Genomic DNA, 13420 nt, shown 5'->3' on the forward strand with positions numbered 1-13420 from the left:
ATCGCACGCGAGGTCATGAAGTAACCACTGTCTATTTTGAAAGGGAGGAAAGAACGCGTATGTTTGACGTATTGATCCTGCTCTTCGCCATCGTCCTGTTCACGGTGCTGGCGTTCAAGCGGGTGGGCGCTCTGCCGATGGCGGGCATCGTGGCCCTCATCACCTGTATCCTGGCTCAGATGCCCGTGCTGGATACCATGCTGGGGCCTTTTATGGAGTCGGCGGCCAACTATGTGAAGAACTATTTCTTCATCTTCTTCCTGGGCGCGGTGTTCTCCGCCTTTTATGAGGGCTCCGGCGCGGCCAAATCCATTGCCCGCTTCCTCAGCCGCCTCACCGGAGGCAAGCATGTGGCGGTGCTGGTGTTCATCATCACCTCCATCCTCACCTTCGGCGGAATCAGCGGCTTCGTGGTGTACTTCGTTATGTATCCCATCACCCTGCAGCTCTTCCAGAAGAACGACATGTCCCGCATCCTGATCCCGGCCTCCATCACCGCGGGCTGCTGGACCATCTCCATGATTGCCCCCGGTTCCCCCTCTATCCAGAACGTCATCGGCATGAAGAGCCTGGGCACCGCCGCCACGGCTGCCTTTGTCCCCGGCGTGATCAGTGTCATTGCCGAGCTGATTCTCATCATCATCTGGTTTGAATACCGCACAAAGGCTCTGGAGAAAAGGGGCCGCCGCTTTGACGACCCAACCCTGCCTCCCCTGCCTGAGGAGGAGAAGAACTTTGCCGACGACCCCAACGAGCGGATGCCCCACTGGATCGTGGCGTTTATCCCCATCGCCGTCATCCTGATCCTCTTCAACGGCTTCAAAATGGCTGTGGAGGGCGCCGTATTCTGGGGTATCGTGGCCGCCTGCATTCTCTTCTTCCCCTACCTGAAGCGGTTTGAAACCTACGTGGAGCTGCTCAACCGGGGCGGCGTCAACGCCGGGGGAGCCCTGCTGAACACCGCTATCGTGGTGGGCTTCGGCGGTGTGGCCCAGAATACCGAGGGCTTCCGGATCATTGTGGACGCCGTGCTCCACATGAATATCTCGCCCCTTATTTTCGTGGCAGTGGCCGTGGCGGTCTGCGCCGGCATGTGCGGCTCCGCCTCCGGCGGTATGGGCGTGGCCTTCAACGCCCTCAAGGACACCTTTGTCTCCCTGGGCGTCAATCTGGAGTACGTCCACCGTATCGGTGTCATCGCCGCCGGCACGCTGGATACCCTGCCTCACCAGGGCGGCCAGATCACCATCCTGGCCATCACCCATATGAACCACAAGACTGCCTATCTGGACATCTGCGTGACTCAGCTCATTATCCCCCTTATCACGGTATTTGCGGTTACCATCCCCTTGTGCGCCATGGGGCTGTGACGTATAATGTTAAGGTATATAAAATCAGAAAGGGTGCGTATGTATGGAAAAGTATGATCTGAACCAACTGATCGGCTGTAAGATGGAGCCCCGCTATGTGGAGTACAACTGGCGGGACGTGGCTCTGTACGCCCTGGCCGTGGGCGCCCACAAGGAGGACCTGTCCTACTACTATGAAAAATATCTGAAGGCCATTCCCACCTTCGGCGCGGTGCCCTATTGGGCCACGGTCAACGTGCGCCCATACCAGTGGATGCCTCTGCCCGCCTCCATGCTGGCCGATGCGATCATCAAGCCCACCATCGCCTTCCTGAACATGGACCACGAGATCATCTGGCACCGGCCCATCGACCCCATCAAGGGCACCTTTCAGTGGCAGGACCAGATCGTGGATGTATACGACCGGGGCGAGGGCAAGGGCGCCGTGGTCAAGACCAAGATCGACGTGCGGGATGAGGCCGGGAATCTGGTGTGCACCAACTACTCCACCACCTTCTTCCACGAGGCGGGCGGCTTCGGCGGCAAGCCCATGCCCAAGAGCGATGTGGTCATCCCCGACCGGGAGCCGGACTTTGTGGTGGACGACTATGTCAGCGAGGTGCAGAACCTGCTCTACCGGCTGACCGGCGACACCAATCTGATCCATGTGGACCCGGAGTACGCCAAGAACATGAAGTTTGACCAGCCCATCGTGCAGGGCCTTTGCTCCTTCGGCTTTGCCTGCCGCATGATGATCGGTGCGCTGATTCCCGGCGAACCCGAGCGGGCGGCCCGGATGGCCGCGCAGATGAGCAGCCCCCTGCTGCCCGGCACTCCGGTGCAGACCCAGATCTGGAAGATGGAGGAGGGCAAGGCCTACTTCCGCTTCGTGGACCAGAATACCGGCAAGGCCGTCCTCAACCGCGGCGTGTTTGAGTGGAAATAATTGTGTCCCATGCAGCAAAAATGCACCGGCTTTTCAAAAGCCGGTGCATTTTTTGAGGGCAATGGTCTCAAAACTCCGCCAACTGCATGATGGAGACCTCAAAGGCGGTGCGGTCCTGGGGGACGCCGTCCACCAGCTTTTGATAGGTGCGGCTCTGAAGGCGGCCCTCCAGCCGGAGCGGATCTCCCACGGACAACTGGCCGCAGCTCTGAGCCAGGGCTCCCCAGGCGATGCAGGGCAGGTAGTCCGCTCGGCCGTACCTCCGGTTCACCGCCAGCATCAGATCGCAGATCTCACGGCCCAGAGGCGTCCGCCGGAGGATGGGGGGCTTACACAGAGCGCCTGCCAGCGCCAGATGGTTGGCGGGCTTTTCTGCCGTGGGGGCCAGCTCCCGGGCCAGCACGGTAATGACCAGACGGCTGCCGCTGCCGCTGCGGTTATTAAAGGAACGGACCTCCCCCTGCACCTCCAGCGGCAGGCCCTCGTACACGGGGCAGGCCGTCAGCAGGGAGCGGGGCAGCACCACGTTGAGCCGGTCTGCGGCGCCGGAGAGCCGCTGCACCGACAGGGGAAAGAGGTCGTAGGCCACGCCGTGGTTCTCGTGGGAAAAGACGGGGGACCCCGCCGCCGTCCCCCGGAGCAGCGCCCGATTTTCATTCCAGCCTGTCTGCATACCAGCCACACTCCCGCATCTGTCATTTTGCTTGGACAGGGACATGTATATGCGGGTTTGTCCCCGGCTATGACGCAATATGGACAGGAAAGAAAAAGACTGGTACAATTCCATTAAAACGAATGGAGGCGGATGAAATGGAGAACGGGGAGGCGCTGGACCGGGAGCTGGCGGAGATTCGGGAGAAGCTGGCCGGGCGGGGCCGGCTGGAGGCCATGCTGGCGGAGCTGGACGGGGAGCAGCAGGCCCTGTGGGAGCGGAAGCGGGCGCTGCGGGCGGAACTGGACAAGGAGCAGGCCGACGTGGACGCGCTGGAGGGAATGAGTCTGGCCGCCATCTGGCAGACCGTACTGGGCCGCCGGGAGGAGGCGCTGGACCGGGAGCACCGGGAGGCGGCCGCCGCCCGGGCCGACTACCAGTCCGCCGTGCGGGCCCTGGAGGATGTGGAGGGTCGCTGGCGGCAGACTCGGGAGCGCCTGCGGGCGCTGGACGGCCTGGAGGACCGCTGCCGGGCGCTGCTGGAGGAGAAGCGCCGCCGCATGGCCCAAAGCGACCCGGCCCTGGGCGGGCGCATCCGAGAGCTGGAGGAGAAGCTGGCCGCCTGCCGCAGTATGTGCCGGGAGATGGAAGAGGCCGTCCGGGCGGGCCGGCAGGCCGCCTTTGACCTGGACAGCGCCGGCGGCAAGCTGGAGAGCGCAGGGAGCTGGGGCGTGTACGACATGCTGGGGGGCGGGATGCTGGCCACGGCCATCAAGCACTCCCGGATGGACGAGGCCAGGGATCTGATGTACCAGGCCCAGTGCGCCCTGAGCCGGTTCCGGTCAGAGCTGGCCGACGTGAAGGTACAGGCCGACCTGGGCCTAGAGGTGGGGGCCTTCGAGACCTTCGGGGACTATTTCTTCGACGGATTTCTCTTCGACTGGATGGTGCAGAGCAAGATTCGGGACTCGCAGGACAGCGTGAACGAGACCCGCAGCCGGGTGGAGGCGGCGCTGGGCAAGCTGGAGGACCTGCGGGTCCGGACGGAGCAGGAGGCGGCCGCGCTGGAGGCCGAGCTGCGCCGCCTGACCGAGGAGGCATAAAAGAGCGGGGGACGCGTTTCGCGTCCCCCGCCGGTTTTGCCGCGCTACATGATGTCGCTGTCCACCAGGATGTTATCGGTGCCGTGCTCCTCAAATTCGCTGATATAGGCGTCGATCCGGGAGGCCAGCTCTTCGTAATTGCTCTCGTCGATGGGCACGTCGTCCATATCCCTGCGGGCCAGGTCTTCGGCCAGAATCTCGAAGAACACGTTGTCCTCGTAGTCCATGATGGCTTCGTGGATGCCGCCCTCCGCAAAGGCCCGGGAGGGGATGACCTCTCCGTTGTATACCTCGGCAACCACGCCCATGCCCTCGTCGGCGGCCTTGCTGAAGAGCAGGCTCTCCACCTCGTCGTAGTCCCGGATGCGGTCCTCGCCGCGGGTGGAATTGAGAATCCAGTTGCCGATATACGCCAGGTCCAGCAGACGGCGGTATTGCTTCTTGGTCAGCTCCAGTTTCATGGGATAACCCTCCTTTGCGGGGCGAACTGCCAAAAGGTCTGACGTGCTGGTAGCACACTCTTATTATATTATATTTTCCCCCGTTGTCAAACGCAACCGGCAGGGAAATTTGTGCTTGTGTTTGCGGGAATTTTCGCATATCATAGGTAAGAACAACTCGCCCCAGCGGCGAATTTTGGGGGTTTGCACGTTGGATACAAGACCCATTGGCGTTTTTGACTCCGGTCTGGGCGGCCTGACGGCTCTGCGGGAGCTGTCCCGCTTGCTCCCGGCGGAGGATATCATCTATTTTGGAGACACCGGCCGGGTGCCCTACGGCGGCCGCTCCCGGGAGACGCTCATCCGCTACGCCCGGCAGGATGTTGCCTTTCTGCGCACCTTCGACCTGAAGGGCATCGTGGTGGCCTGCGGTACTGTGTCGACCACGGCGCTGGACGTGCTGACGGCGGAGAATGACATCCCCATCTGGGGCGTGGTGGAGCCGGCGTCGGATGCCGCTGTCCAGGCCACGCGCAACGGGAAGATCGGCCTCATCGGCACCCAGGCCTCGATCCGAAGCGGCGCCTATGAGCGGCGCATCGCCTCCCTGCGGCCCGACGCCCAGGTGTTCGCCGCCGCCTGCCCGCTGTTCGTGCCTCTGGTGGAAAACGGGCGCTTCCGGCCCGGAGACCTGGTGGCGGAGACCGTGGCGGCGGAGTACCTCCAGCCGCTGAAGGCGGACGGCATTGACACGCTGATGCTGGGCTGCACCCATTACCCGCTGCTCAAGCGCGTGATCGGCGGCGTGATGGGGCCGGACGTGACGCTGGTGGATGTGGGCGAGCAGTGCGCCCGGCGGGTGGCCGGCACGCTCCGGGAGCGGGGGAGCCTGACGGGACCGGGTCGGACCGGTCGCTGCCGGTTCTTTGTCAGCGACAGCGTGGAGGGCTTTTCCGGCCTGGCGTCCATTTTCCTCCAGAGGGATGTGACGGAGGATGTGGAAAAGGTGGACATTTGGAACTATTGACGGTCCCTTTCGGACTTTACAATCGGATTTAAGTAGTATATAATAGCCCGCGCAATGCATTCTGAAAGCGTATCGAGGTAAATCGTTTATGGATAAAAGCGTCATCATCTCCATCAAGGGCACCCAGACCTACGAGGACGCCGAGCCTGAGACCATTGAGTTGGTCACCGAGGGGCGGCTTATGGACTGCGGCGACGAGGGCTATACGTTCAGTTATCAGGAGAGCGAGCTCACCGGACTGGAGGGGACCCTGACCACCTTCCAGGTCGAGCCCGACCGCATCACGCTCATGCGCATGGGCATGGTCAATTCTCAGATGGTGTTCCAACTGGGCAAGCGGCATTTCTCCATGTACGACACCCCCTATGGGGCGCTGTCCATTGGCATCAATACCCGCAAGATGCGGTCCAACCTGAACGAGGACGGTGGCGAGATCGAGATTGATTACGCCATCGAAATCGACCACGCGGTGGCGGGGGAGAACCTGTTCCGCATCAACGTGCGGGAAAAAGGGCCGCTGCTGCGGCAGTAGGCGGGGTCGATTTCGGACCCAAGCGTTTTGCGAAGCAAAACCTTGATGCCGGGCGAATTCACTTCGCCCGCGCAGATAAAATGGGGCGGGGGCCCCGCGGCGCCTGCGGCGTGGGGGAATCGACCATGCGGTGGCGGGGGAGAACCTGTTCCGCATCAACGTGCGGGAAAAAGGGCCGCTGCTGCGGCAGTAGCGGCCGGGGTGCCGCCGGGCGCTCTGGCGCTCTTAATTACAGAAGAAAAGGTGATCAAGACTATGTCGAACCTCATCCAGGCGGCCCGGGACCAGGTGGCCGAGCTCACGCAGAACGCCTATGAGAAGGCCGCCGCGGCCGGGGCTCTCCCCGCCGGGGCGGTGGTGCGGGGCAATGTGGATATCCCCAAGGAGGTCAGCCACGGCGACTACGCATCCTCCTTTGCCATGGCCGGGGCCAAGACCCTGCACATGGCGCCCCGGGCCATCGCCCAGGCTATCCTGGACCATCTGGACCTGAAGGGCTCCTACTTCCAGCGGGCCGAGATTGCCGGCCCCGGCTTTCTGAATTTCTACCTGGGCTCCCGCTGGTACGGCGAGGTGCTCTCCGACATCGAGCGGGAGGGCGCGGCTTACGGCCAGTGCGACGAGGGGCACGGGGAGAAGGTCATGGTGGAGTTCGTCTCCGCCAACCCCACCGGCCCCATGCACATGGGCAACGCCCGGGGCGGCGTGCTGGGCGACACCCTGGCCAACGTGCTCCGCCGGGCAGGCTGCCACACCTGGAAGGAGTTCTACGTCAACGACGCGGGCAACCAGATCCACAAGTTTGCCGAGTCCATCCACGCCCGCTATATGCAGCTCCTGGTGGGAGAGGAGAACTTCCCCCTGCCGGAAAATGCCTACCACGGCGATGACATCAAGGAGCTGGCCCAGGCCTTTTACGAGCTCCACGGCGACCGCTACCGGGACGAGCCGGAGGCGGTCTGGCTGGAGGATATGTCCCGCTTCGGCCTGGAGACCAACGTCCCCAAGATGAAGGAGGACCTGCGCCGCTATAAGATCGAGTACGACCAGTGGTTCTTCGAGTCCGAGCTCCACCAGTCCGGCTATATTGCCGAGACGGTGGGGATGCTCACTGAACGGGGCTGGACCTATGAAAAGGACGGAGCCCTTTGGCTCAAGACCACCGAGCTGCTCAAACAGAAGTATATGGCTGAGGGCAAGACCCGGGAGCAGGCCGACAAGCTGGACCTGAAGGACGACGTGCTGTGCCGGGCCAACGGCTTCTACACCTACTTCGCCGCCGACATCGCCTACCACCGCAACAAGCTGGAAAAGCGGGGCTTTGACAAGGCGATCAACATCTGGGGGGCAGACCACCACGGCCATGTGGCCCGTCTCCAGGCCGCCCTGGACGGCCTGGGCCTGGACGGCTCCCACCGGCTGATCATCGTGCTCATGCAACTGGTCAACCTGCTTCAGGACGGCAAGCCGGTGCGCATGTCCAAGCGCTCCGGTAAGGCCATCGCCCTCCACGACCTCTTAGACGAGGTCCCCGTGGACGCCGCCCGGTACTTCTTCAACTCCCGCTCCGCCACCAGTCCTGTGGACTTCGACCTGGACCTGGCGGTGCGGCAGGACTCCGACAACCCGGTGTATTACGTCCAGTACGCCCACGCCCGCATCTGCTCCCTGGTCGCCCGGCTTGCCGAGGAGGGGGACCAGGTGCCTGCCGCGGCCCAGGCCGACGCCGCCCTACTGGCCACCGCCGAGGAGAAAGCGCTGCTCAAGACCCTGTCCCAGCTCCCCGAGGAGATCCGCCTGGCGGCCCGGGACTACGATCCCTCCCGCATCAACCGCTATCTGGTGGGCCTGGCCGGGGACTTCCACCGCTTTTACAACGCCTGCCGCATCAAGGGCGAGGAGCCTGCGCTGCTCTCCGCCCGGCTCAAGCTGGCCGATACCGTGCGCTCCGTCATCGCCAACGGTCTGGACCTGCTGGGTGTGACCGCCCCGGAAAAGATGTGAATGTGACGAAAGAGGGCGTCCCGCTGGGGCGCCCTCTTTAACAAACTGGAAACAAATACTTAAATTTTCATTAAAGTACAAGAAAAGCCCTTGTAACATTTCAAAACCGTGCTATGATATCCCTCACGAAGGAGCGGCCCGCCTGGGGCCAAGGGACAACATTGGGTGAATATCATGAGAATGCTACAGTGGGTTGAGCTTTTCAACCTGTTCATCGCGGTTTTTTTCTTTACCGTCTATTTTTACCAGCTCTTCTATCTGGCGGTGGGGTTCGTCCGCAGGAAGCGGAAGGACCGCAGGCCCCCCGCCCGTCAGCACCGCTTCGCCGCCATCGTGGCGGCGCGCAATGAGGCGGGGGTCATCGGAGAGCTGATCCAGAGCCTACGGGCGCAGCACTACCCGGAGGAGCTGCTGGACATCTACGTCGTGGCGGACAACTGCACCGACGACACGGCCCGGGTGGCCCGCCAGGCGGGTGCGGCCGTCTACGAGCGGCACGACCAGACCCGGAAGGGGAAGGGCTATGCCCTGGACTACCTGTTCCACCGGCTGGCCGAGGAGGGCCGGGAGGATTACGAGGGGTACTTCGTCTTTGACGCCGACAATCTGGTGGACCCGGCGTTCACCGCCGAGATGAACCGGGTCTTTGACACCGGCAAATACGGTGCCATCACCTGCTACCGCAACTCCAAGAATTTTGGAAGCAACTGGATTTCGGCGGGCTACTCCATCTGGTTCCTGCGGGAGGCCCGGTTCCTCAATTTTCCCCGGATGCTGCTGGGCTCCAACTGCCACGTGTCGGGCACCGGCTTTCTGGTCTCCGCCGATGTGATCCGCCAGAATGGCGGCTGGCCCTATCACCTGCTTACCGAGGATATTGAATTCTCCGTGAGCTGCGCCCTGAAAGGGGTGCGCATCGGCTACTGCGACGGGGCGATGGTCTACGACGAGCAGCCCACCACCTTCCAGCAGTCCTGGGACCAGCGGCTGCGGTGGTCCAAGGGCTTTTACCAGGTGGACGTCAAGTACGGCCTGTCCCTGCTGAAGGGCTGCCTCCGGCCCGGCCGGAAGGGCTGGTCCTGCTATGACATGCTGATGACCGTGGCGCCGGGCATGCTGCTGACCCTGCTGGTGGTGGCCTTTAATCTCATCGTATGGGGGGCCTGCGTGACCCAGCCCGCCTATGTGGCCTGGCGGGTGATGCGCCTGACCAAGGGCTTTTTGGCCTCTACGGTGGTGAGCTTCTACGCGGGACTGTTTTTCTACGGCCTGCTGACGGTGTGCTGTGAGTGGAAGCAGATCCGGGAGCCCGGCTGGAAGAAGCTGGCCTATGTGTTCACCTTTCCTCTGTTTATGTTTACGTACATCCCCATTTCCCTGGCGGCACTGGTCCGCAAGGTGGAGTGGAAGCCCATCTACCACGGCAAGCAGCAGTTGGCCGGTGAATGAAACAGCCAGAAGGGGGCGGCTCTGCCGCCCCTTTTCTTGCTTTTTCCCCGCAGGATGTGATATACTTATCTACCGAATGAAACCTGCACAGACATTGAGGAGGAATTCCATATTATGGACCCCATTCCCTTATCCCTGCCGTTTTTGATGGACGGCGCCACCGGTACCGAGCTGCAAAAACGCGGCATGCCCCTGGGCGCCTGTACCGAGCAGTGGGCCCTGGAGCACCCGGAGGCCCTGCTGGAGCTCCAGCGCGCCTATGTGGAGGCGGGCGCCCAGGTGCTGGTGACTCCTACCCTGGGGGCCAATCGGGGCGCCCTGGAGAAATTCGGACTGGCCGACCGGGTGGAGGAGTACAATGCCCGCCTGACCGGCCTGACCCGGCAGGCGGCGGCAGGCCGCGCTCTGGTGGCCGGGGATCTGGGCCCCACGCTCCATGCCATCCCGCCCTATGGAGAGACCCCCTTCGAGGTGCTGGTGGGCTTCTATGCCGAGCAGGCCGCCGCCCTGGAGCGGGCGGGGGTGGACCTGTTCCTGGTGGAGAGCGTCATGGCCATGGCCGAGGCCCGGGCGGCCGTGCTGGGCATCCGGGAGTCGGGCAGCCGCAGGCCCATCCTGGTGACCTGCTACTGCGACGAGGAGGGCCGTACCCCCAGCGGCACCGACGTGCTGGCCTGCGCCATCGTCATGCAGGGCATGGGGGTGACCGCCTTCGGCCTCAACTGCGTGGACCCGGCGGTGGCGGAGGAGCAGCTTGCCCGTCTGCATCTATACACCGACCTGCCCCTCATCGCCGAGCCCAGCGCCGGGCTGCCCGACCTGACGTCGGGAAAGCCCGACTACCCGGACAATGCCGACGCGTTTGCCCGGCGGACCCCCCAGTGGGCGGCGGCGGGGGTGCGCATCTTCGGCGGGTGCTGCGGCACCGCCCCGGCTCACATTGCCGCCCTGGGACGGGCCATGGCCACCGTTGACTTTTCCGCTTTCCCGCCCGTGGAGAAGGACCCCGACGTCATTCCCTGCGCCAGCGAGAAGGAGGCCCGGTTCATCACCCCGGACGTGGACGTGGGGGAGACCATCCAGTGTACCGATCACCTGATGGAGGACATTCTGGAGGCCGAGGAGGAGCGCCCGGTGGGGGCGCTGAAGATCGAGGTGCTGGACACCGACGACCTGGAGATTTTCGCCCGGGAGCAGTACGCCGTCCGGGACGCCCTGTGCCTGTGGTCCGACGTGCCGGAGCTGCTGGAGGGGGCCCTGCGGGCCTATCAGGGACGAGCCTTCTACGACGGCACCGCTGAGCTGGAGCCGGAGTTTCTGGCGCGCATGTCGGAGAAATACGGACTGATCCTGCTCTGAGGCGGGATGGGGCTGTCAACTGGTAGAAATCCCTAAAAAACACCCGCCATCTTTGGCGGGTGTTTTTGAGGCTTCTTGCTCCGTGCCTCTTGACGGCCTGCCCACGATAGGGTATCATATTGGTGCACGTTGAAATTTGAACCACAACATATAGTGTGCTGTGGTGACAGGATGTTTCGCCCCGTGCAGGGGCGTTTTTTGATGCTTATGGGGAGGAGAGACAAAAAATGACCGTGACCAAGATCAAGAAAAGAGACGGCCGCCTGGTGCCCTTCGACCAGTCCAAGATCGCCGCCGCCATTACCAAGGCCTTTAACGCCACGTACAAGCCCGGCCAGGAGGAGGCGGCCCAGCGCCTGGCGGATCAGGTCCTGGCCCTGCTGGCCGAGGAGGGGGGCGCCTGCCCGGAGGTGGAGCACATCCAGGATCTGGTGGAGCAGGTGCTCATGGACAACGGGTACATCCAGACGGCCAAGGCCTACATCCTCTACCGCGACCAGCGCAGCCGCAGCCGGGAGATGAACACCCGGCTGATGAAGATCTACGGAGACATCACCTACACCGCCGCCAAGGACTCCGACATCAAGCGGGAAAACGCCAACATCGACGGCGACACCGCCATGGGCGCCATGCTCAAGTTCGGCTCCGAGGGCGCCAAGCAGTTTTACGATATGTTCGTCCTCGATCCAGAGCACGCCCGGGCTCACCGGGAGGGGGACATCCACATCCACGACCTGGATTTCCTCACCCTCACCACCACCTGCTGCCAGATCGACATCCAGAAGCTCTTCGCCGGGGGGTTCTCCACCGGCCACGGCACCCTGCGGGAGCCCAACGACATCTCCTCCTACGCCGCACTGTGCTGCATCGCCATCCAGTCCAACCAGAACGACCAGCACGGCGGCCAGTCGGTGGTCAACTTCGACTACGGCATGGCCGACGGCGTGCGCAAGACCTTTGTGCGCATGTACCGGCAGAATCTGGCCCGCGCCCTGATGCTCCTGTGCGGGGACGAGGACCCGGAGGCCAGACTGAAGATGCTCCAGGGCGAGATCCAGGAGGAGACCGGCCTTGCGCCCACCCTGGCCGACTGCGAGGACTACTTTGCCGCCGAGCTGCCCCGGCTGGCCCCCTTCGGGGAGGAGGGCGAGCTGAAAAAAGCACAGCGGTTCGCCCACGCCCGGGCCGTCAAGGAGACCGACCGGGCTGCCTATCAGGCCATGGAGGCCCTCATCCACAACCTGAACACCATGCACTCCCGGGCCGGGGCTCAGACCCCCTTCTCCTCCATCAACTACGGCACCGACACCTCCCCCGAGGGCCGCATGGTCATGAAGAACATCCTGCTGGCCACCGAGGCCGGGCTGGGCGGCGGCGAGACCCCCATCTTCCCCATCCAGATCTTCCGGGTGAAGTCCGGGGTCAACTATGAGCCGGGGGACCCCAACTACGACCTGTTCCAGCTCGCCATCCGCTGCTCGGCCAAGCGGCTGTTTCCCAACTTCTCCTTTATCGACGCTCCCTTCAATCTCCAGTACTACAAGCCCGGCCACCCCGAGACCGAGATCGCCTATATGGGCTGCCGCACCCGGGTCATCGGCAACGTCCACGACCCGGAACGGGAGATCTGCAACGGCCGGGGCAATCTGAGCTTCACCACCATCAATCTGCCCCGGCTGGCCATCAAGGCCAAGGGCGACGTGAACGTCTTCTTCGAAGGGCTGGACCGGATGCTGGACCTGTGCGTGGAGCAGCTTCTGGAGCGGTTCGAGATCCAGTGCCGTAAGCATGTGTATAACTACCCCTTCCTCATGGGGCAGGGGGTGTGGCTGGATTCGGACAAGCTGGACTGGAACGACGAGGTGCGGGAGGTGCTCAAGCACGGCACCCTGTCGGTGGGCTTCATCGGCCTGGCCGAGTGCCTCAAGGCCCTGGTGGGCGTCCACCACGGCGAGAGTGAGAAGGCCCGGGTGCTGGGCCGGGAGATCGTCGCCCACATGCGCGCCCGGATGGACGCCGAGAGCGCCGGGCGTGGCCTGAACTTCTCTCTGTTGGCCACCCCCGCCGAGGGGCTCTCCGGCCGGTTCGTCCGCATCGACAAGGAAAAGTACGGTACCATCCCCGGCGTCACTGACCGGGACTACTACACCAACTCCTTCCACGTGCCGGTGTATTTCCCCATCTCCGCCCATGAGAAGATCGCCATCGAGGCCCCCTACCACGCCCTGACCAACGCCGGGCATATCACCTACATCGAGATGGACGGCGACCCCTGCGACAATCTGGAGGCCTTCGAACGGGTCATCCGGGATATGAAAGAGCACGGCATCGGCTACGGCAGTGTGAATCACCCGGTGGACCGGGACCCGGTGTGCGGCTTTTCCGGCATCATCGGGGATCAGTGCCCCGGCTGCGGCCGGACCGAGGCCGACGGCGTGCCCTTCGAGCGCATCCGCCGCATCACCGGCTATCTGGTTGGTACCCTGGACCGCTTTAACAACGCCAAGCGGGCCGAGGAGCGCGACCGGGTGAAGCACTCGGTCTGAGAAAGGAAGAACG

The 13420-nt window shown here is 63.4% G+C and carries 11 protein-coding genes; 9 read left to right on the forward strand and 2 right to left on the reverse strand.

The window, feature by feature from the left end:
• Window positions 1-59 precede the first annotated feature (59 nt).
• Window positions 60-1370: a GntP family permease gene (locus B3H64_RS07990; RefSeq protein WP_286734306.1), complete on the forward strand. Its 1311-nt coding sequence runs from the start codon at window positions 60-62 to the stop codon at window positions 1368-1370.
• 43 nt (window positions 1371-1413) lie between these two features.
• Window positions 1414-2295 (forward strand): MaoC/PaaZ C-terminal domain-containing protein, encoded by an 882-nt coding sequence (locus B3H64_RS07995; protein ID WP_286734307.1) that lies wholly within the window; start codon window positions 1414-1416, stop codon window positions 2293-2295.
• A 67-nt stretch (window positions 2296-2362) separates the two neighbouring features.
• Here B3H64_RS07995 and B3H64_RS08000 read toward each other — a convergent pair whose 3' ends face one another.
• Window positions 2363-2968, reverse strand: coding sequence for a single-stranded DNA-binding protein (locus B3H64_RS08000; RefSeq protein WP_050619113.1), 606 nt, complete (start codon window positions 2966-2968; stop codon window positions 2363-2365).
• Window positions 2969-3105: 137 nt separating this feature from the next.
• On the opposite strand from B3H64_RS08000, the gene B3H64_RS08005 reads away from it, so the two are divergent.
• On the forward strand, window positions 3106-4050 hold the full coding sequence (locus B3H64_RS08005) for a hypothetical protein (RefSeq protein ID WP_286734311.1): 945 nt from the start codon (window positions 3106-3108) through the stop codon (window positions 4048-4050).
• A 44-nt stretch (window positions 4051-4094) separates the two neighbouring features.
• On the opposite strand, the gene B3H64_RS08010 is transcribed toward B3H64_RS08005, so the two are convergent.
• Window positions 4095-4511, reverse strand: coding sequence for a hypothetical protein (locus tag B3H64_RS08010; protein ID WP_278895029.1), 417 nt, complete (start codon window positions 4509-4511; stop codon window positions 4095-4097).
• Between the two features lie 190 nt (window positions 4512-4701).
• Here B3H64_RS08010 and murI point away from each other — a divergent pair, with 190 nt between their 5' ends.
• From murI to B3H64_RS08040, 6 genes are all read left to right on the forward strand, one after another.
• Window positions 4702-5517, forward strand: coding sequence for a glutamate racemase (gene murI, locus B3H64_RS08015; RefSeq protein WP_050619110.1), 816 nt, complete (start codon window positions 4702-4704; stop codon window positions 5515-5517).
• Between the two features lie 88 nt (window positions 5518-5605).
• A complete protein-coding gene (locus B3H64_RS08020) occupies window positions 5606-6049 on the forward strand; it encodes a DUF1934 domain-containing protein (protein ID WP_050619109.1) in 444 nt (147 codons plus the stop codon).
• Between the two features lie 255 nt (window positions 6050-6304).
• The gene (gene argS / locus B3H64_RS08025) at window positions 6305-8053 is read left to right on the forward strand and encodes an arginine--tRNA ligase (protein ID WP_050619108.1); all 1749 of its coding nucleotides are present in this window, start codon (window positions 6305-6307) and stop codon (window positions 8051-8053) included.
• 174 nt (window positions 8054-8227) lie between these two features.
• Window positions 8228-9502, forward strand: coding sequence for a glycosyltransferase family 2 protein (locus tag B3H64_RS08030; RefSeq protein ID WP_050619636.1), 1275 nt, complete (start codon window positions 8228-8230; stop codon window positions 9500-9502).
• 114 nt (window positions 9503-9616) lie between these two features.
• Window positions 9617-10861, forward strand: a complete 1245-nt coding sequence (locus tag B3H64_RS08035) for a homocysteine S-methyltransferase family protein (RefSeq protein ID WP_050619107.1) — start codon at window positions 9617-9619, stop codon at window positions 10859-10861.
• 227 nt (window positions 10862-11088) lie between these two features.
• Window positions 11089-13407, forward strand: a complete 2319-nt coding sequence (locus tag B3H64_RS08040; RefSeq protein WP_050619106.1) for an anaerobic ribonucleoside triphosphate reductase — start codon at window positions 11089-11091, stop codon at window positions 13405-13407.
• Window positions 13408-13420: the final 13 nt, after the last annotated feature.

The organism is Intestinimonas sp. UBA1698 (genome assembly GCF_002320075.1).
Lineage (GTDB): Bacteria > Bacillota > Clostridia > Oscillospirales > Oscillospiraceae > Intestinimonas > Intestinimonas massiliensis.